17 protein-coding genes are annotated in these 19,623 nt (G+C 65.5%); 5 read left to right on the forward strand and 12 right to left on the reverse strand.

Annotation, left to right across the window (positions count from 1 at the left end; translation table 11 throughout):
• Nucleotides 1-4: 4 nt before the first annotated feature.
• Nucleotides 5-379 carry a hypothetical protein gene (locus ACFQ00_RS19620; protein ID WP_381495026.1) on the reverse strand — a complete coding sequence of 125 codons (375 nt, stop codon included), beginning with the start codon at nucleotides 377-379 and terminating at the stop codon, nucleotides 5-7.
• 132 nt (nucleotides 380-511) lie between these two features.
• Nucleotides 512-2,215 (reverse strand): DUF885 domain-containing protein, encoded by a 1,704-nt coding sequence (locus ACFQ00_RS19625; RefSeq protein ID WP_381495030.1) that lies wholly within the window; start codon nucleotides 2,213-2,215, stop codon nucleotides 512-514.
• A gap of 35 nt (nucleotides 2,216-2,250) precedes the next feature.
• Here ACFQ00_RS19625 and ACFQ00_RS19630 point away from each other — a divergent pair, with 35 nt between their 5' ends.
• Nucleotides 2,251-3,222 carry a 50S ribosomal protein L11 methyltransferase gene (locus tag ACFQ00_RS19630; protein WP_381495034.1) on the forward strand — a complete coding sequence of 324 codons (972 nt, stop codon included), beginning with the start codon at nucleotides 2,251-2,253 and terminating at the stop codon, nucleotides 3,220-3,222.
• Nucleotides 3,223-3,231: 9 nt separating this feature from the next.
• Here the strand turns inward: ACFQ00_RS19630 and ACFQ00_RS19635 are convergent, their stop codons facing one another.
• From ACFQ00_RS19635 to ACFQ00_RS19660, 6 genes are all read right to left on the reverse strand, one after another.
• A complete protein-coding gene (locus tag ACFQ00_RS19635) occupies nucleotides 3,232-3,384 on the reverse strand; it encodes a hypothetical protein (protein WP_381495037.1) in 153 nt (50 codons plus the stop codon).
• 125 nt (nucleotides 3,385-3,509) lie between these two features.
• Entirely contained in the window at nucleotides 3,510-4,745 is a 1,236-nt protein-coding gene (locus ACFQ00_RS19640) for a cytochrome P450 (RefSeq protein WP_381495039.1), read from the reverse strand.
• A gap of 76 nt (nucleotides 4,746-4,821) precedes the next feature.
• Nucleotides 4,822-6,057 carry a cytochrome P450 gene (locus ACFQ00_RS19645; protein WP_381495042.1) on the reverse strand — a complete coding sequence of 412 codons (1,236 nt, stop codon included), beginning with the start codon at nucleotides 6,055-6,057 and terminating at the stop codon, nucleotides 4,822-4,824.
• Between the two features lie 119 nt (nucleotides 6,058-6,176).
• The gene (ligA, locus tag ACFQ00_RS19650; protein ID WP_381495045.1) at nucleotides 6,177-8,288 is read right to left on the reverse strand and encodes an NAD-dependent DNA ligase LigA; all 2,112 of its coding nucleotides are present in this window, start codon (nucleotides 8,286-8,288) and stop codon (nucleotides 6,177-6,179) included.
• Nucleotides 8,285-9,937, reverse strand: a complete 1,653-nt coding sequence (gene recN, locus ACFQ00_RS19655) for a DNA repair protein RecN (RefSeq protein WP_381495048.1) — start codon at nucleotides 9,935-9,937, stop codon at nucleotides 8,285-8,287. The genes ligA and recN overlap by 4 nt, the downstream gene beginning before the upstream one ends.
• Nucleotides 9,938-9,947: 10 nt before the next feature.
• Nucleotides 9,948-10,745, reverse strand: coding sequence for an outer membrane protein assembly factor BamD (locus ACFQ00_RS19660; RefSeq protein ID WP_374593672.1), 798 nt, complete (start codon nucleotides 10,743-10,745; stop codon nucleotides 9,948-9,950).
• Between the two features lie 86 nt (nucleotides 10,746-10,831).
• Between ACFQ00_RS19660 and ACFQ00_RS19665 the strand changes: the two genes are divergently transcribed.
• Nucleotides 10,832-12,007 (forward strand): glycosyltransferase, encoded by a 1,176-nt coding sequence (locus tag ACFQ00_RS19665; RefSeq protein ID WP_381495053.1) that lies wholly within the window; start codon nucleotides 10,832-10,834, stop codon nucleotides 12,005-12,007.
• Here the strand turns inward: ACFQ00_RS19665 and ACFQ00_RS19670 are convergent.
• From ACFQ00_RS19670 to yajC, 4 genes are read right to left on the reverse strand one after another with little or no spacing between them, the layout of a single operon-like run.
• On the reverse strand, nucleotides 11,984-12,355 hold the full coding sequence (locus ACFQ00_RS19670) for an MTH938/NDUFAF3 family protein (RefSeq protein WP_381495056.1): 372 nt from the start codon (nucleotides 12,353-12,355) through the stop codon (nucleotides 11,984-11,986). The genes ACFQ00_RS19665 and ACFQ00_RS19670 overlap by 24 nt on opposite strands.
• A gap of 4 nt (nucleotides 12,356-12,359) precedes the next feature.
• Nucleotides 12,360-13,310 (reverse strand): protein translocase subunit SecF, encoded by a 951-nt coding sequence (gene secF / locus ACFQ00_RS19675; protein WP_381495059.1) that lies wholly within the window; start codon nucleotides 13,308-13,310, stop codon nucleotides 12,360-12,362.
• Nucleotides 13,311-13,323: 13 nt separating this feature from the next.
• The gene (gene secD, locus ACFQ00_RS19680) at nucleotides 13,324-14,916 is read right to left on the reverse strand and encodes a protein translocase subunit SecD (RefSeq protein ID WP_381495062.1); all 1,593 of its coding nucleotides are present in this window, start codon (nucleotides 14,914-14,916) and stop codon (nucleotides 13,324-13,326) included.
• A 16-nt stretch (nucleotides 14,917-14,932) separates the two neighbouring features.
• Nucleotides 14,933-15,280, reverse strand: coding sequence for a preprotein translocase subunit YajC (yajC, locus tag ACFQ00_RS19685; protein WP_381495065.1), 348 nt, complete (start codon nucleotides 15,278-15,280; stop codon nucleotides 14,933-14,935).
• A 72-nt stretch (nucleotides 15,281-15,352) separates the two neighbouring features.
• On the opposite strand from yajC, the gene ACFQ00_RS19690 reads away from it, so the two are divergent.
• From ACFQ00_RS19690 to ACFQ00_RS19700, 3 genes are read left to right on the forward strand one after another with little or no spacing between them, the layout of a single operon-like run.
• Entirely contained in the window at nucleotides 15,353-16,195 is an 843-nt protein-coding gene (locus ACFQ00_RS19690; protein ID WP_381495068.1) for an ATP-binding protein, read from the forward strand.
• On the forward strand, nucleotides 16,144-17,910 hold the full coding sequence (locus ACFQ00_RS19695; RefSeq protein WP_381495071.1) for an SLC13 family permease: 1,767 nt from the start codon (nucleotides 16,144-16,146) through the stop codon (nucleotides 17,908-17,910). Before ACFQ00_RS19690 ends, ACFQ00_RS19695 begins: the two co-directional genes overlap by 52 nt.
• Nucleotides 17,903-19,573: a DUF389 domain-containing protein gene (locus ACFQ00_RS19700; RefSeq protein WP_381495073.1), complete on the forward strand. Its 1,671-nt coding sequence runs from the start codon at nucleotides 17,903-17,905 to the stop codon at nucleotides 19,571-19,573. The genes ACFQ00_RS19695 and ACFQ00_RS19700 overlap by 8 nt, the downstream gene beginning before the upstream one ends.
• Nucleotides 19,574-19,623: the final 50 nt, after the last annotated feature.

Here is a 19,623-nt window from a genome sequence, read left to right on the forward strand (position 1 = left end):
TCCACTAATACTCAGCGCAGAGAAAATACTCATCGCTTCCCTCAAAAGAGACGCGACGAATTGATACACGCCACTCAGTGCATCCAGCGACACCATCCGTCGTTAAACGAAACGATACGGACCTATCGCCGGTCAAAATATTTTCAATTAGAGCGATATAAAATGACTTATCCTTACAAACAAATTCAGATTTTAGATCATCTATTTCACACGCGATGTAAGCCTTTATCCACGACAAAGTTTGACGTGTTTCTCTAAGAACGTATCGTGATGTTTGGAAGGGAAGAATACGCAATCTCCCCCTTGCACCAAAAACAAAATTCTCAATATCCTCATCAGGCGGCTCCTGTTCTGGTTCGTACCGAAGAATTTCGGCCATCGGACCTTTCCCAAGATGCCAATTTCTAATTGTCAGCATTAGGAGGCTACCGGACAATACGCACCCTTTCTACTTCTCCCAATCCATGAGTTCAGTCTATTAACAAAACGACGATTAAGAGGCGCCCACCCCTCAAAACACCGCCTTCGCTTCGGCCTCCTTCATCATCGCCTTGCGCACCAGCGGAATCGGGGGACCACCGTAGCCGAGGAATTCGTCGTGGAAGGCCTTCCACGCCTTGCGACCGCCGCGTGGAGCCGTCCAGTCCTCGCGGAGCTTGCGGATCAGCAGCTTGCCCATCGTGTAGTTGAGGTAGGCAGGATCATAGGTGCCGCGCGCCGATTGCTGGCGGGCGTTGCCTTCGTCCTGATAGCACTGGTCGCGGAACATCTGGCGGGACTGTTCAACGCTCATGCCGCGCGCGTGCATCCCGATCGCGGAGAGGTAGCGGCAATCGCGCAGCAGCGCGTTCGAAAGCTGGCCGACATGCGTGGCCGGGTCGCCGTTCCCGAGCCCCGCTTCCCACATCATTTCCTCGGTATAGTGCGCCCAGCCTTCCGCGAAGGCATAGCCGACGAACACCTTTCCGAACTGCGATTTCGCGCGGTTCGCGTGCAGGAAATTGAGGAAATGCCCCGGCCAGACCTCGTGCACCGAGGTGAACAGGAGGTCGAGCTTGCCGGGCACGAAGGCGTCCTGCACGTCCTTCGGCCAGGAAGGATCGGGCGGCGAAATGTAGTAGACCGAAGGCAGGCCTTTCTCATACGGCCCCGGAATGTCGATGTAGGCGCTGTTCTGCCGGTTGAACGGCGGCGATTCCTCGACAAGCGCCTCCTCCGTGCCCGGAATGGTCACGAGATCGGCCTTCACCAGAAACGCCTTCAGGTCCGGAAGCTGCCGCCGCGCCTCCGCGACCGGTCCGTCCGGTTTGTCGTTCGAAACGACCGCCATGCAGTCTGCGATAGGCTTGCCGGGCGCGAGCTTGTCGCATGCCGATTTTAGCGCTGCCTGATTGCGCTTAAGGTCCGCCTCGCCGATGCGTTCGAGTTCATCGAGGCTGATGTCGACGCCCTCGGTTTCGCGTACCATCGCTGCGAACGTTTTCGGCCCCAGTACGAAGTCCTCGGTCTGGCCCGCACGCTTGGTTTCCATGAACGCGGCAAGATCGCGCATCGCCTTCGCGCCCGTGCTGCTCGCGGTATCCAGTTCCTTCTGAAGCGCTTCGTCCTTCACCTCCGCGAAGGCCATCTTCACGTCCTTGGCGAAATAATCGGCATAGCCGTTGAACGCCGCGAGGCCGTAATCGATGTACGTGCGCGGCATCGGGCCCGCGAGGTTAGCCTTGATCTGCTCGGCCGCCTTGGGAAGCGCGTTCGCGTATTTCACAAACGCCTTCAGGCGCACGTCCGGCGCCGCATAGGGCCGCGCCACATAGACGTTCGGATCGAGCCCGCCATCGGTGTAGAAGGCGGGATTGCGGTAAGGCCAGCGCGCCGTTTCCAGCCAGAACAGGCTGCCGCGCGTCACCGCGATCAGATAATCGCGCTCGAAGCGCTCGGCATCGGCGAGCCCGGCGGGATCGATCGCCTCGGCATCGGCAAGCGCCGCCTTCAGCCGAGCGATCTCGGCATCGATTCCCGCCTTAGACCAATCGGGAAGCACACCGTCGTACTCGTGTCGCCCCTGATAGACCGCGAAATAGGGATCGGCCTTGAAGGTTGCCTCGATATAGGAGTCGGAAAAGGCCTTCCAATCCGCCTTCGCGGGCGCTTTGGGCGCGGAGTCGCACGCGGCGACGCCGACGAGAAGAAGTGGCAGAAGCGTACGAAGTTTCATGATTTCAGCCTCGTCAGGAGCACTATGCGCGGAGCATGACGGCAGCTCCCACGGCTGCCAAGAGCCGTTCGTCGAAACATTGCCACCCGCTCCGGCGCGGCCTATTCCGCAACGCTATGACGACATGGAAACTCACCTTCGCCTGCAAGCGCGCCGAGGCGGACCTCTTTACCGGAGACGTGCCCGAGCTTGCCGACTTCGATCCGCCGCCCGTCGTGATGACGAGCGAGCCCGATGAATCGAAGCCCGATGACTGGCAGCTCGATGTTTATACTGAGGAGCACCCGCCGCAGGCGCTGATCGAGACCGTCTCGGCGCTACTGCCGAGCGCAAAGGGCGCGTACACGCTCGTCGAGCTGGATGATGAGGACTGGGTTACGCTCAGTCAGGCGGGGCTCGATCCGGTCGAGGCCGGGCGTTTCTTTGTCCACACCGCGGCGGATGCGGAAAAACTGCCGCCGGGCCGCATCGGCCTTCAGATCGAGGCGGGTCTCGCCTTCGGCACCGGCCAGCACGCGACGACCACGGGCTGCCTGCTGACGCTCGATGCGCTCGATTTCGGGCCGAAAAACGTGCTCGATCTCGGCACCGGCACCGCGATCCTCGCGCTCGCCGCAGCGAAAATGTGGCCGGACGCAAAGGGCACGGCAAGCGACATCGATCCCGTCGCGATCAAGGTGTCGCGCGAGAATGTCGAGATCAATGGTGTGAATGTCGGGGAAGAAGCGGGCGAGATCGCGCTCTACGTGGCCGACGGGCTTGAAGATGCAGCGCTTGCCGCACGCGGTCCGTTCGATCTTATCGTGGCGAATATCCTCGCCGGACCGCTCATTGAAATGGCGCCGTCCATCGCGGCGGCGCTTGCGCCCGGCGGGACGTTAGTCCTCGCCGGGTTGCTCGCGGGTCAGGCCGAAGCGGTTGAAGCGGCGTACCGCAATTGCGGTGTCGCGCCGGTCTCCAGAACCGTCATCGGCGAGTGGCCGACCTTGCGGCTCCTCAGAGCCTGAGGCCCGTGGTTACGGGCGCCAAGCGTGGAACAGCTGCATGTCGCGGCCGCGATCGCTGAAAAGTCCAGCGAGGCTGCGCGCTTCACGAAGCTTGGTCGGCTGCACCGTCTGCCCATCCTGCGGGAAAGCCATCGTGGCCGCCTTCGCATATGCGTAGATCATGTAAGCCTCCTATTGCCGCCCCTAGTGGCGACAGAGAGACATATGATGCAGTGCAGCATCACTGAGTAGCCGTTGAAATATCCTAACAACTATGCATCCAGTGCATAGCTCATGCTAAATACCTGTTAACCCTTCGTGATGCGAACCATCTGTTCCTTGTAGCCGTTGATGAACGGCGACGGCACGCGGACCGGCGGCGCAACAGCCTCCACATCCATACCGCGTGCGAGCATTTCCTCGATCAGGATCGAAAGCTGCAATTCGGCCAGACGCGCACCGACACAGCGGTGGATGCCGTAGCCGAACGACAGGTGCCGCCGCGCATTCTCACGGGCAAAATCCACACGGTCCGGGTCTTCGAAAACCTCTGTGTCGCGGTTGGCGGAGATGTACCACATCACCACCTTGTCGCCCTTGCGGATGATCTTGCCGCCAAGCTCGGTGTCCTCTTTCGCCGTGCGCCGCATGTGCGCGAGCGGCGTCTGCCAGCGGATCAGCTCGGAAACCGCATTGGGGATCAGGCTGCGGTCAACCTTCAGCTTTTCCCACTCGCCGGGAAACTCGTGCATGGTGCGGACAAGCCCGGTCATCGAATTCCGGGTCGTGTCGTTGCCGCCGACGATCAGCAGCACGAGATTGCCGATGAACTCCTGCTCGTCCATTTTCGACAGCGCTTCCGAATGGATCATCATCGAAAGCAGGTCTGGCGCAGGCGGCGCGTTGAGGCGCGCCTGCCACAGGCCGTGGAAATAGGCACCCATCTCGTAGAGGATGCGCGTGCGTTCCTCGCGCATCGCCGGATCGGCCGCCGCCTGCACGTCGCCCGCCCAGTCCGACCACTTGGTGAGCAGCCGCCGATCCTCCCACGGGAAGTCGAACAGGATGGCGAGCATTTGCGTGGTGAGCTCGATCGAAACCCGGTCGACCCAATCGAAGGTCTCGCCCACCGGAAGACCGTCGAGCAGCGCCGCCGTCCGTGCGCGGATCGGCCCGGCGAGCCGCTGCATCTCGCTCGGCGTGAACGCCGGCGCTACGACGCGGCGCTCAGCGGTATGCTGCGGCCGGTCCATCGCGATGAACATAGGGAACTTCAGTTCCTGGTCGAGCGCGTCAAGCACGGTGATACCGCCATATTCCCACGACGAGGAATAAATGTCCGGCAGCGCCTCGACATGCACGATGTCCTTGTAGCGCGTCACCGACCAGTAAGGCGCGAACATGCCCTCGGTGCAGTAATGCACCGGGTCTTCGGCACGCAGCCGCGCAAACAGTGCGGGCCATGTCTGCTCGGTGAAATAGCGGTAGTCCGCCGGATCGATCGCGGCGAGATCGCTGATCCCCGCCGCCACTTTGGTCGCCATGGCGAAGCCTCCCTTCCTCACCCCCGCAAGCGGCAGAATGACGGAAAGGATGCGCGCCGTAACGCGCTCCAAAACGCTAGGATCGGGTGATCGTCACCATCTGCTTGCGGTAGCCGTTCGCGAAGGGCGACGGAATCCGCATCGGCGCGTGCAGCGGCGTTACCCGCATTTCACGGTTCAGCATCTCTTCGAGAAGGATGTAGAGCTGCAGTTCGGCAAGCCGGGCGCCGACGCAGCGATGGATGCCGAAGCCGAAGGCGAGATGGCGGCGCGCGTTGGCGCGCGTCACGTCGAAGCGGTCGGCATCGGTGAACACGGCCTCGTCGCGGTTTGCGCTGTTGTACCACAGCACGACCTTGTCATCCTTGCGGATGATCTTGCCGCCGATCTCCGTGTCTTCCGTCGCCGTGCGCCGCATGTGCGACAGCGGCGTCTGCCAGCGGATAAGCTCCGACACGGCGTTGACGACAAGCCCACGGTCCGCATCCAGCAGCGCCCGGTTTTCGGGAAACTGGTCGAGCGCGACGACGAGCCCGGTCATCGAGTTGCGCGTCGTATCGGTGCCGCCGATCACCAACAGCATCAGATTGCCGCAGAATTCCTGCGGCCGAAGGTTGGACATCGCATCCGAATGGATCATCCGCGACAAGAGGTCGGGCGCCAGCCCAGCATTCCGCCGCTCGCCCCACAGTCGCCCGAAATAATCGACCATCTGCTGCAGCACGCGCTGCCGCTTGCGGCGCAGCGCCGGACTCACAGCAGCCCGGAAATCGCCCGCCCAGTTTGCCCATGTTGCGAGCAGGCGGCGGTCCTCCCACGGGAAATCGAACAATGTCGCCAGCATCTGCGTGGTGAGTTCGGTCGAAACCCGGTCCACCCAATCGAACGCCTCACCCACCGGCAGGCTGTCGAGCAGCGCCGCCGTGCGCGCGCGGATCGCGGCGGAATGGTCGGTGAGAGCACTCGGGCTGAACGCGGGCGACACAGTGCGCCGCATCGCGGTATGCTCGGGCCGATCCATCGCGATGAACATCGGCAGCTGGATGTCGGGATCGTTGTGCAGAATGGTGATGCCGCCGTGCGTCCACGACGACGAGAAGAGCTGCGGCAGCGCCTCGACATGCGCAATATCGGCGTGGCGCGTGACGGACCAATACGGCCCGTAGAAGCTGGTGGGGCAGAAATGCACGGGATCGTCGCGCCGCAGGCGTGCGAACACCTCGGGCCAGCGGCCCTCGCCGTACAAGTCGTTCGCCGTAACATCGACTGCACCTGACTCAAGATGCGTCGTGGCGACAGCCAAGCTTCTCATGTCCAACAGACCCCCGGTTCTGCCGAAACGCCAGCAGGTTACGGACTGTTTTTACCATGTCCATAAAAAAACGTCATCTATGTGACTGGCCCAGGGATGCGCGCACGTGCCGCAGGGCATCAGCTTTGCCGGACGATCTCCAGCCACGCCGCCTCGTCGATCACCTCGATACCGAGGTCGGCTGCCTTCTTGAGCTTGGAGCCCGCGCCCGGCCCGGCGACGACGAGATCGGTCTTGGCGGAAACCGATCCCGCGACCTTGGCGCCGAGCGCCTGCGCCTGCGCCTTCGCTTCGTCACGCGACAAGGCCTCGAGCGTGCCGGTGAACACCACCGTCTTGCCGCTGACGCGCGACTCCCGCGTCTCGAACACGACATCGGCGGGGGAAACTTCCGTCAGCAGGTCGGCAACCGCATCGGCATTGTGCGGCTCCGCGAAGAAATCGACGAGCGCGAGCGCCACTTCCGGCCCGACGCCCGGCGTTTCGATGATCGCCGCAAGTTCCTTGGCCTCGCGCGCGAGGAACTTGTCCTCCGTCTCCCCGACCACAGGCGAAAGCTCCGCGCGCCGCGCGAGCGCCCGGTCGATCATCTCGCGAAACGCGGCCCAGCTCCCATAGCGCCGCGCCAGATCACGTGCCGTCACCTCGCCGACATGCCGGATGCCGAGCGCATTCAGGAACCGGTCGAGCGGCGGCGCACGACGCGCGTCGATCGCGGCAATGAGGTTCGCGACCGACTGCTCGCCCCACCCGTCCCGCGTTTTCAGCGCGTCCGCGTGCGTGTGCAGCCGGAAGATATCCGCAGGCGATTGCAGCAATCCGTCGGCGAACAGCTCGACGATGCTCTTCTCACCGAGTCCCTCGATATCGAGCGCCCGCCGCGACACGAAGTGCCGGAGGCGTTCGACACGCTGCGCAGGGCAGATGAGCCCGCCCGTGCAGCGATAATCCACCTCGCCCGGCTCCCGCTCCGCCGCCGATCCGCACTCGGGGCAGTGATCGGGGAACACGAACGGCAGACGATCCTCATCCCGCGTCAGGTTCTCGACGATCTGCGGGATCACGTCACCCGCGCGCTGGATACGCACCCGATCGCCGGGCCGCGCACCCAGCCGCCCGATCTCGTCAGCGTTGTGCAGCGTGACGTTGGACACGATCACGCCGCCCACGCCCACCGGCACAAGGCGGCCGACCGGCGTCAATTTGCCCGTGCGCCCCACCTGGATATCGATCGCTTCCAGCGTGGTCTCCGCCTGCTCGGCAGGGAATTTGTGCGCCAGCCCCCAGCGCGGCGCGCGCGCAACGAAGCCGAGCCGTTCCTGCCAATCCAGCCGGTTCACCTTGTAGACGACGCCGTCGATATCGTAGCCGAGATCGGCGCGCGCGTGCTCGATCCGGCGGTAGTGATCGAGCGCACCCTCCGCGCCGTCCACCAGCGCGAGCAGCGGATCGACCGGGATGCCCCAGCCCGCAATCGCCTGCATCACCGCCATCTGCGTGTCGGCGGGGAGCGCCGTCACCTCCCCCCAGCCGTGCGCGAGAAAGCGCAGCGGCCGCGCCGCCGTGATCGTGGCATCCTTCTGCCGCAGCGAGCCCGCCGCCGCGTTGCGGGGGTTGGCGAAGATCTTGCCGCCCGCCCGCTCCTGCTCCGCATTCAGCGCAAGGAAATCGGCCTTCGACATGTAGACCTCGCCGCGCACCTCGAACACGGGTGTGTCGATGGGCAGGCGCTGCGGAATGTCGGCGATGGTGCGGACGTTCGCGGTCACGTCCTCGCCGACGCTGCCGTCGCCGCGCGTCGCCGCCTGCACGAAGACGCCGCGCTCGTAGCGCAGCGAGCAAGAAAGCCCATCGATCTTGGGTTCGGCGGTCAGCGCCACGGGCTCCTCCGCGCCAAGCCGCAGATAACGCCGGATGCGCCCAACGAAATCCTCGACCTCCTCGGCGCTGAACGCATTGTCGAGGCTCAGCATCGGCTTCGCGTGCGTCACCTTCGCGAACGCGCCCGCCGGCGCGGCGCCCACGCTCCGCGACGGGCTATCGGCACGCACGAGTTGCGGAAACGCAGCCTCGATGGCTTCGTTGCGCTTTTCCAGCGCATCGAATTCGGCGTCGCTGATCTCCGGGTCGTCGTGCTCGTAATAGGCACGCCTGTGCCGGGCGATTTCCTGCGCCAGATGTTCGAGTTCGGCCGCCGCTTCGGCCTCGGTCAGGTCTTCAATACGCTTCACGCCAGCAATCTCTCCGCCTGCGCCCGCGCCTCGTCGGTGATCTCGGCGCCCGAAAGCATCCGCGCGATCTCCTCACGCCGCGCCTCGGCATCCAGCCAAACGACCGCGGTACGCGCCGCATTCCCGTCCGAAGCCTTCTCGATGCGGAACTGTTGCGCCCCACGCGCCGCGACCTGCGGGCTGTGCGTCACCACCAGCACCTGCGCGCCCTCGGCAAGCCGCGCCAGCCGCTCGCCGATCGCGCTCGCCGTCGCGCCGCCGACGCCTCTGTCGATCTCGTCAAAGATCAAGGTGCCCTGCCCGCGCGTTTCGGAAAGCGCCACTTTCAGTGCCAGCATGAAGCGCGAAAGCTCGCCGCCGCTGGCGATCTTCATCAGCGGCCCGAACGGCGCGCCGGGGTTCGTCGAAATCTCGAATTCGGCGCGGTCGGTCCCTGCCTCCGACCATTGCGTCTCGGGCAGCGATTCCACCACCGTGCGAAACTTCGCGGCTTCCAGCTTCAGCGGCGGCAGTTCCGCCGCCATCGCGCGATCGAGCCGCTCCGCAGCAGCACGCCGTGCCGCGCCGAGCGTGTCGGCTGCCTTGACGAACGCCTCCCGCGCGCCCGCAACCTTCCGCTCCAGCCCAGCAAGCCCCGCCTCGCCCGCCGCGATCGCCACAGCACGCGCCTCGAACTCGGCGGCAAGATCGGCGAGCCGGTCCGGCTCCACCCGGTGCTTGCGCGCAACGCCGCGCAGCTCGAACAGACGACTTTCCGAAGCATCAAGCTCGGCAGGGTCGAACCACAGCGCATCGCGTACGGCGCGAAGGTGATCCTCCGCCTCTCCCGCCTCGACAAGCGCCCGGTCGAGCGCCGCGAGCATCTCGCCGAGCAGAGGATGCTCGCCAGCCACCCGGTCCAGCCGCCGCGCCGCAGTGCGAAGGCGTGCAAGGCCCCCGTCGCTGCCGTCGAGATCGCCGCTGATCGCGTCCAGGTCTTCGACAAGCTTCTGGCCCTTCAGCATGTCACTGCGCCGCGCCGCGAGCATTTCCTCTTCGCCGGGTTCGGGCCTCAGCGCACGCAGTTCCGCAACGGCGTGCTCCAGAAACTCCCGGTCGCGCTCGTCGCGCTCCACGGTCTCCCGCGCCGTCGCAAGCGCCGCTTCCGCATCTCGCCACGCCCGGTAGGCCTCACCGCAAGCGCCCGTATCGATGCCCGCGAAAGCATCGAGGAGCGCCCGGTGCCCCTTGGGATTCAGGAGTCCCCGCTCGTCATGCTGGCCGTGGATTTCAATGAGCGTGCCGCCGACGTCGCGAAGAAGCTGCGCACTCACGGACTGGTCGTTCACGAATGCCCGGCTGCCGCCATCGCTCCGCACGATGCGGCGCAGCACGATCTCCTGCCCTTCGGTTTCGATACCCTGTTCGCCAAGCAGCGCGAACGCCTCGTGGTCTGCGTCCACGCTGAACACCGCCGTCACCTGCGCCTGCCCCGCCCCCGCGCGCACCAGTCCGGTGTCGCCGCGCGCGCCGAGCGCAAGGCCGAGACTGTCGAGCAGGATGGATTTGCCCGCGCCGGTCTCACCGGTGAGCACACCGAGGCCTTCGCCGAAATCGAGCGAAAGCTGTTCGATAAGGACGACGTTGCGGATTTCCAGCGCGGCCAGCACGCCAGCCGCCTCAGCCGGTGGTGTAGCGTTCGACGAGCGCGAAGCTGCGCTCGTACCACTTCGATCCGGGATAGTTGTACCCGAGCGCCGCCGCCGTCTTCCGGGCCTCGTCCCGCAGGCCGAGCGCGAGATAGACCTCCACAAGCCGGTGCAGCGCCTCCGGCGTGTGGCTCGTTACGTCGTACTTGTCGACGACGTTCCGGAAGCGCGAAGCCGCTGCGATGAACTGGCGGCGCTGCTGGTAGAAGCGGCCGATTTCCATTTCCTTGCCGGCGAGGTGATCGCGGGCAAGATCCATCTTCATCCGCGCATCGGACGCGTAGGGCGAATCGGGGAAACGGCGCGTCACCTCGGTCAGCGCGGAAAGCGCCTGATCGGTGATCTTCTGGTCGCGCTGCACGTTGGCGATCTGCTCGTAATAGCTGATCGCGATCAGGTAGTAGGCGTAGGCGGCGTCCTTGTTGCCGGGGTGCAGCGACAGGAAGCGCTGCGAAGACAGGATCGCCTGCTGATAATCCTTCGCCAGATAATAGGAAAAACCGCTCATCAGCTGGGCGCGGCGCGCCCATGTCGAATAGGGGTGCTGGCGCTCCACCTCGTCGAAGATCAGCGCCGCCTGCTTGTAGCGCCCCTTGTTCAGCGTATCCTTGCCGAAGTTGTAGAGCGTCTCCACGTCGCGCGCGATATAGCTGCGATCGGAGACGTTCGGCCCCTTCTTGCCGGCACAGGCCGACAGCGCGAGGCCGGCGGCAACGAGAAGCAGGAGGGCACGGCCGGTCGCGCGGCCGGTACGGGACGAAGCTGTCATGCGGCACTCCTTAACGGGTCGCGAACGGTGCGCCAAGCGCTGATGGGTTGGCAGGCGCGGGATACTGACGCTATCAGCATGACGCCGTGCTGAACGTCCTCACCTTCTCCTCGCTGTACCCCAACGCGGTACAGCAGAATTTCGGCGGATTCGTCGAGCGGCAGACAGCACGCCTCGCCGCGCGCAGCGATGTGGACCTGAAAGTTCTCGCGCCCGTCGGCATGTTCCTGCCGGTCGGTCCCTACGCGGCGCTCACGCGCGTGCCGGGACAGGGCGAGCATAACGGCATCCCGGTTTTCTGGCCGCGTTTTCCGCTGCTCCCCGCCGTCGGCTGGCGCTTTAACCCCGCGCTTGCGTACCGGGCCGGGCGGCGCGTGCTCCTCGATCTCATCGCCGACGGCTTCTGCCCCGATGTGATCGATTGCGAGTTCTTCTGGCCGGACGGCCCCGCCGCCGTGCGGCTGGGCCATGCGTTCGGGATTCCGGTCTCCATCAAGGCGCGGGGGTCGGACATCCGCCTGTGGGGCCAGCGCCCCGCCGCGCGGAAGATGATGGTGGATGCGGCAAATGCGGCGGACGGCTTGCTCGCGGTCTCCGAATCGCTGAAGGCCGACATGGTCGCGATCGGAATGCCCGAAGAGAAGATTCGCGTGCACCGCACGGGCATCGAGCTCGATCGTTTTCGCCCCGTGGACCGCACCGCCGCGAAGGCGTCGCTCGGCGTTGCGGGGCCGCTGCTGCTCGCCGTCGGCAACCTTGTGGCGCTCAAACGCTTCGACCTCGTGATCGGCGCGGCGGAGTTGCTGCCGGATGCCACGCTGTTCATCGCAGGCGAAGGCCGCGAACGGCGAAAACTTGAGGCATTGATCGCCGAGCGTGGCCTTTCCGCGCGCGTCCGGCTGCTCGGCGGGGTGCACCACGCCGACATGCCCGCCCTGATGGCCGCGGCAGATGTGTTCGTTCATGCCTCGTCGAGCGAAGGCCTCGCCAACGTGTGGGTCGAGGCGCTCGCAAGCGGCACGCCCGTCGTCACCGCGAACGTCGGCGCCGCCGCCGAGGTCGTGGACCGCGCCGAAGCCGGCACGCTCATCGATGATGCCCGGCCCGCCGTTTTCGCCGAGGCGATCCGCGCCATGCTGGAAACGCCTCCATCACCCGAGGCGGTGCGCACTTCAGCGCTGCGTTTCGACTGGAAGACCAACACAGATACGCTCCACGCGCACCTCAGCGGGCTGGTTTCAGGCCCCGAGGCCCAGCAGTAGTGCGCCGACGAGGCGCCCTTCCCCGGCAAGCACGTTGTAAGTACGCGCGGCGAGTTGCGACGTCATGACATCAACCCCCGCCCCCTTCGCGGCGAGCGCGTCGAGCAGGTCCTGATCGGGCCAGCGCAGCGCAGCGCCCGTACCGACAAGCAGAACCTCCCGCGCCGGATCGAGCGCGAGCAGTGGTGCGAATGCCTCCAACGTGAGCGCATCGCCCGCGTCCTCAATCCCGCCCGGCCAGATCAGGATGCTTCCCGCGCGCGGCTCCCCGGCGACAACGAACCGGCCGCCTCGGATCGCATCGATACGGTGAACGCCGCGCGGGCCGGTCTGTAGCTCGAGCGGCACGTGCCTAGCGGCTGCCGACCTTTTCGGCGGCGCCCGTGTCGGCCGGCGCGAACGTGTGCGGCCCGACACCGAGCGAGATCAGCAGCGAAGACGACACGAACACCGAAGAGTAGGTGCCGATGACAATGCCGAGCAGCATCGCGGCGGTGAAGCCGAACAGCACGTCGCCGCCGAGAAGCAGCAGCGAGCCGAGCGCCAGCGTCAGTGCCATCGTCGTCGCATAGGTGCGCGAGAGCGTTTCGTTCACCGAAAGGTCGATCAGCGGGCCGATGTCCATCTGCCGGTACTTGCGCAGGTTCTCGCGAATACGATCGTCGATGACGACTTTGTCGTTCAGCGAATAGCCGATGATCGTGAGCACGGCCGCGACGATGTTGAGATCGAATTCGAGCTGCGTCAGCGCGAAGAAACCGAGCGTCACCGTCACGTCGTGGATGAGCGCCACGATGGTCGAGACGCCGAAATGCCATTCGAATCGGAACCACGTGAACAGCGCGATCGCGCCCATCGAAAGCACGATGGCGATGATGCCGTCGCGGATCAGCTCGTCGGAAACCTTGCCGCTCACCGTCTCGACGCGCCGGAACGAAGCGTCCTTGTGGTTCTCGCTGATCGCGGCCTGCACCTTCTGCACGACCTTCTGAACGGCGGCATCGTCACCGGGCGGCAGCGGCAGGCGCACGAGCACCGTATCCGGCCCGCCGAAGTTCTGCAGCGCCGAGGAGCCGTAATCGAGACCATCGACTGTGGCGCGAAGCTCATCGAGCTTCACGGGCTGCTCGAATTTCACCTCCATCATCAGGCCGCCGACGAAGTCGACGCCGAGGTTGAGACCGCGTGTCATCAGAAGTGCGATGGAACTGAGCGTCAGGACCAGCGTGACGGCGAACGCCACCCAGCGCATCCGCACGAAGCCGATGTTGGTGTTGTCCGGAACAAGTTTCAGGAGCCGCATGAGCTGGGTCCGATCAGATCGTGATGGTGGTTGGCCGCTTACGGTTCAGCCAATTGACGATAAACAGACGGGCAACGGTCACGGCCGTGAACACGGACGTAACGATGCCGATGGTGAGCACCACCGCGAAGCCCTTGATCGGGCCGGAGCCGAACGCGAACATCACGGCGGCCACGATCAGGTTCATCGTGTTCGCGTCCCAGATCGTGCGGCTGGCTTCCTTGAAGCCCGTTTCCACCGCCGCCCTCACGTTCCTGCCCTTGCGGCGTTCCTCGCGGATACGCTCGTTGATGAGCACGTTGGCGTCGACCGCGGCACCGATGGTGAGCACCATGCCCGCAACGCCCGGCAGCGTCATCGTCGCGCCGGTCAGGGACATGACCGCGAGGATCAGGACCACGTTCAGCACCAGCGCGATGTTCGCATAGACGCCGAACCGCCCGTAGGTGAGGAGCATGAACACGCCCACCGCGAGCACCGCGACCAGCGACGCGACCGTGCCGGCACGGATCGAGTCGGCGCCGAGGTCGGGGCCGACGGTGCGTTCCTCGACGACCTTCAGTTCCACCGGAAGCTTGCCCGAGCGCAGCAGGATCGCCAGCTCGTTCGAGCTCTCGGCGTTGAAGCTGCCGGAAATGACGCCCGATCCGCCAAGAATGGGCTCGTTGATGTTGGGCGCGCTGATCACGCGGTTGTCGAGCACGATCGCGAACGGCTTGCCGACATTCTCCTGCGTGGTGCGCGCGAAGCGCCGCCCGCCCGCGCTGTCGAAGCGGAAGCTCACCACCCACTGGCCCTGTTGCAGCGTCTGCTGCGCGTCCATCAGCTGGTCGCCGGTGATGATCGCGCGGCGCTTCACCGCGATCGGCTGGCCGGTATCCGCCATCTGGAGGATCTGGCTGCCTGCGGGGGCACGGCCCGCCGCAACGTCCGCCGGGTCGGCAGTGATGTCGACGAGCTTGAACTCGAGCTGCGCGGTCTTGCCGAGAAGCTGTTTCAGCGCGGAAGGATCCTGAAGCCCCGGCACCTGCACGACGATGCGCTGGCTGCCCTGCCGGATGATCGTCGGTTCGCGCGTGCCGAGTTCGTCGATGCGGCGGCGGATCACCTCCACCGCCTGCGTCATCGCGCTTTCCATCGCCTGCGTGCGACCCGCCGACGTTTGTGTCAGCACGATGCGGTTGCCGTCCGCCACCTCAACGTTGAAGCTGCGCTGCCCGGTGACGCCGATCGGCATCGACAGGTTGCGGAGCAAATCCACCGCGCGGTCGACATCGTCGACATTACGCACAAGGAAGCTGACGCGACCGCCGCGATTGCTGACATCGCCCACCGCGATCGCGCCGCCTTCGGCACGGCGCAGTTCGGAAAGCGCGTCTTCCTCCATCTTGTCGATGTTGGCGCGCGCAAGGCCATCGGCATTCGCCTCGAGCAGGATGTGACTCCCGCCCCGGAGGTCGAGGCCGAGGTTCATCTGCTTCTTGGGCGCCCAGCTCGGCCAGGCTTGAACCTGCTCTTCAGGGAAGGCGTTGGGGATCGCGAAGATGAAGCCCGCAACGAGTACGGCGATGATCGACCAGATCTTCACCTTGGAGAATTCAAGCATGGCGCGGGGTCAACCTTCAGGCGGCCGTGTCGTTGGCGGGCTTGCCGGTCCCGGCGGCGCGAACCTCGGAAAGCGTCGACTTCACGACGCGAACCTTCGTGGAGGCTGCAAGCTCGACCTCGACCTCGTCGTCGGTCACCTTCGCAACCTTGCCGATCAGGCCGCCGGCGGTCACCACCGTGTCGCCCTTTTTCACGTTCGAGATCATCTCGCGGTGCTGCTTCAGACGCCGCTGTTGCGGACGGATCAGCAGGAAGTAGAAGATGGGGATGATGAGCAGGAACGGCATGATGGCGTTCAGGAAAGCCGCGCCGCCTCCCGGCGCTGCCCCCGCGGCTTGCGCATAGGCTGGAGAAATGAGCATTGAGACCCTTGCTTTCGAAAGCGTGTGGCTGCGATTTGGCGCGCGACTATACAAATGCAAGAGCGAGACGCAATGAAAACGCCTGAATCCTCTGAAATCAGCCTTTTATCACGCATCGCCGATGCGCTGGACCGGATCGCACCCGCGCCGACCGCCGTCGGGGAGGCGCCCGACGCGCCCGCCTACGCCTGGGATCACGGCGCGCTGCGGCCGGTCGCGGCGCTCCGCGCGCAGCCGCTGGACCGCTACGTCGGCATCGATGCGCAGCGCGAAGCCCTGCTCCGCAACACCGAGCGGCTGGCGAAGCGCCTGCCCGCGCACGACATCCTGCTTTGGGGTTCGCGCGGCATGGGCAAGTCGAGCCTCGTGAAGTCCGCCGTCGCGCATCTGCAGGCGGCGGGCGAGGCCATCGCCCTCGTCGAGATCGAGCGCGACGACATCGCCGACGTCTCGCTGCTGCTGCGCCGTCTCGCGAAGCTGGATCGCGCCTTCGTGCTGTTCTGCGACGATCTCAGCTTCGATACGGACGAGCGCCAGTACCGGCGCCTGCGCTCGGTGCTCGAAGGCGGTATCGAGGCGCGGCCGGACAACTGCCGCTTCTACGTCACCTCGAACCGCCGCCACATCGTGCCGCGCGAGATGCGCGAGAACGAACTCGCGAACAGCATCAATGCCCGCGATGTGCTCGACGACCGCCTCGCACTCGCCGACCGCTTCGGCCTGTCGCTCGGTTTCCACGCCTGCGACCAGACGACGTATCTGGCGATGGTCGAGGCTTACGGCCGCGCCTACGGCCTCGATATCGATCCGCAGGCCGCCGTCACATGGGCGACTGGCCGCGGCGGACGCTCGGGCCGCGTCGCGTGGCAATACGTGCAGGAGGTCGCCGGCGAGGCCGGCGTGCGGCTCGGCTGAGCTTTTCCTTCGAACCGGCGCTCGTCAGCTCGACGATTCTCGCCCTCTCGCTGGTGCTGTTCATCAGCGAAAAGGTGCGGCACGACCTCGTCGCCGTCACCGCGCTGCTCGCCGCGCTCGTGTTCGGCATCATCAGCCCGAAGGAGGCGCTTGCCGGTTTTTCCGACCCGGCGGTGATCGCGGTTGCCGCCGTGCTCGTGGTCGGCCGCGCGGTCGAGCTGAGCGGCGTCGCAGCGGCATTCACGCGCCGTGTGATCCCCGGCCAAGCCCCCTTCCCCGTCCGCCTTGCGATCGTGATGGTGGTCGGTGCCGTGCTGTCGGCGTTCATGAACAACATCGCTGCGCTCGTCATCACCATGCCGATCGCCACGCAGGTCGCCATCGATTCGCGCCGCTCTCCGTCGGCCGTGCTGATGCCGCTCGCATTCGCGACCATCCTTGGCGGCATGACGACGCTGATCGGCACACCCGCGAACCTCATCCTGTCGTCGATCCGGCAAAATGCGCTCGGCGAACCGTTCAGCTTTTTCCAGATGACCCCGGTGGCAAGCTGCGTGGCGGCGGCGGGGCTGCTCTACATGGCGGTGATCGGCTGGCGCCTGCTGCCCAATGCGCGCGCGCCGGTGCGGGCGATGGCCAACCCTTGGCGCATCTTCGAACTCGATGTGCCCGTGGAAACCGGCGAGGCGGACCTGCGGGCCACGCTCCGCAAGGCCGGCAGCCGTCTCCTTGCGAGCTTCGACAGCATTTCGCAGGCAATCGGGGGCGATCGGCGCCGCGTGCTCGTCCTCAGCCGCAAGGACCCTTGGGAACTTTCGGATGCCACCGACACCTTCCCGGTCGTTGCCCGAAACCCGGCCCCCGACGCCACGACGGTGCGGGCAGTCGTCGCGCACGGTTCCTTCCTGATCGGCCAGAGGTACGAAGCGGTCACATGGCGGAGCGGGCAGCAACTCCGCGTCGTTGCGGCTGGGCCGCGCGCCGCGCACGAGCGGTTGCCGCTTTCGGAAATGGAAATCCAGCCCGGCGACCAGCTGTTCATCCACGGTCCCGCGGATCAGCTCGGCGCCTTCATCGCGAACGCGCGCCTGCTCGAAATCGGCCGGCTCGACACGCCGCCCGTGGAGCCGCGCCGCGCTGCGGCGATCGTCAGCATTTTTACTGCCGCGATCGTGGGCATCGTGGCCTTCGATCTTTCACCGGCGATCGCCTTCTTCGCCGCCGCTGCCATCCTGGCGGCAACGCGTCTCATTCCGTCCCCGGAAGTCTATCGCGCGATCGACTGGCCCGTCATCGTCCTGCTCGCCGCGATGATCCCTGTCGGGCAGAGCTTCGAATCCACAGGCGCGGTCACCATCCTGTCGGACTGGCTGAGCGCGTGGCTCGGCGACGCGAGCGTGTTCGTCATGTTCGCGGCGATCGGCACGGCGACGCTGCTTCTCTCCGCGCTCCTCAACAACGTGGCGACGGCGATCATCATGGGGCCGCTCGCGATCCAGATGTCCGAGCATCTTGGATTCTCGCCCGATGCGGGCCTCATCATGGTGCTGATTGGCGCGTCTTCGGACTTCCTCACGCCCATCGGACACCAGAACAACTTGCTCGTAATGGGCCCCGGCGGGTATCGGTTCTCGGATTATGCGCGGATGGGGGTGGGTCTTTCGGTCATCGTCATCGGTCTCGCGGCCTGGCTGTTGAGTAGAGGATTTGGATAGCAAGACGCGCACGGGCATGAAGGCCCGCATCGATAGAACGCTTCACCACGCATCGACATTGTGGCGCCGCCAGCGCGCCTACTGGCGGCGTTCCGTGGTGCGCTCGGTCAATCACGCGGAGGTCGCCGCGAAGCTGGATGGCGAGGCGCACTGGTCCGCCCGCTTCGGCTTCATGCTCATCATGTCGGCGGGCATTGCCGTGCTCGGTCTGCTGCTTTCGTCGCCGGCGGTGGTGATCGGCGCCATGCTGATCTCGCCGCTGATGGGTCCGATCATGGCGCTGGGTTTCAGCCTTGCGCGCTTCAACCTCGCCGAAGCGAAGCTCGCGCTGACGACACTGGGAATCGGCGTCGCCGCGGCGGTCGCGTTTTGTGCCCTCGTCGTCTATTTGTCGCCGCTCCAGGCGGTCACCTCCGAAATCCTCGCGCGGACGCGGCCGAACTTCTTCGATCTGCTTGTCGCGATCTTCTCGGCGCTCGCGGGCGCCTATGCCGTCATTCGCGGGCGCGGCGAAACAATCGTCGGCGTTGCCATCGCCACCGCCCTCATGCCTCCCCTCGCCGTCGTCGGCTACGGCCTTGCAACGCTGAACGGCACCGTGTTCTTCGGGGCGCTCGGCCTGTTCATGACCAACCTGCTCGCCATCGCGCTGAGCGCGGCGGTGATGGCCAAGATGTACGGTTTCGGCACCGCCATGTCGGACCGTTCCACGCGCATCCAGACCATCGGCATCCTCGGGATTTTCGCCGTGCTCTCCGTGCCGCTGCTGTTCTCGCTGCACCAGATCGCGTGGGAAGCGCTGGCGAGCCGCCTGACGCGCGAAGCCATCGGCGCCTATTTCGGTCCGGACGCGCGCGTTTCGCAGCTCGAAATGGATTTCTCCGCCGAGCCGATCGTTGCCCGCGCCACGGTGCAGACGCCGCAGCGCCGCTACGATGCCGATCAGCAGATCAGCGCGCGCCTGCGTGCGCGTCTCGACGAACCCGTTGCGATCAATCTGGCGCAGATCCTCGTCGACAGCGATGCGACGCTCAAGGAACGCGAGCAGCGCGAACTGGAAACCGCGAAGCGCGCGCAGGGCGAATCGCTGCGCAAGGCTACGGAAGCCGATGCGCAGCAGGTTGCTGCCGAGCTCGCCATCCTCGGCGCGCAGTCACCCTCGGCCGTGAACGTCGATCTTGCCCGCCGCTTCGCCTCGATGACGGCCGAAGCGATGCCGGGCATCCGCCTCCCCGCCTGGCGCGCGCTCGAAACCCGCGTCGCCGTCCGTCACCCGGGCTGGACGGTGATGGTGGTTCCGCCGGTCGGCCAGCTCCCGCTAATTCCGTTCGATGAAGACGCTGCCACGCTGTCGCCGAAGGGCGTCGAGGCCGTGGTGGATGCCGCGTGGGCGCTGAAGCGCTGGGGGATCACCACCGTCCTCGTCAACGGCCGCGTCGCAAGCGGAGAGGCCGACAGCGGCGACGCGCGCGACAAGCTTGCAGAGGATCGCGCTGCCGCCGTTGCTGCTGCCCTCGGAGAACGCGGCATCAAGGTCGCTTCGCGCAGCGCCACCTCGGGCACGATTCAGAACGCGGCCGAGGATGAGTATGGCCGCAGCGCGCTCAGAAGCGTTGAACTCGTTCCCGACACGCTGGCCGAACCGCCAAGCGCCGCGCGCTAGCAACGCATTGATGCAGAAGCGTATCGTTTAAGATTTTTAGAGGCTATCTT

The sequence above is a fragment of the Sphingosinicella xenopeptidilytica genome, from assembly GCF_042676985.1.
Classification (GTDB): domain Bacteria; phylum Pseudomonadota; class Alphaproteobacteria; order Sphingomonadales; family Sphingomonadaceae; genus Sphingosinicella; species Sphingosinicella xenopeptidilytica.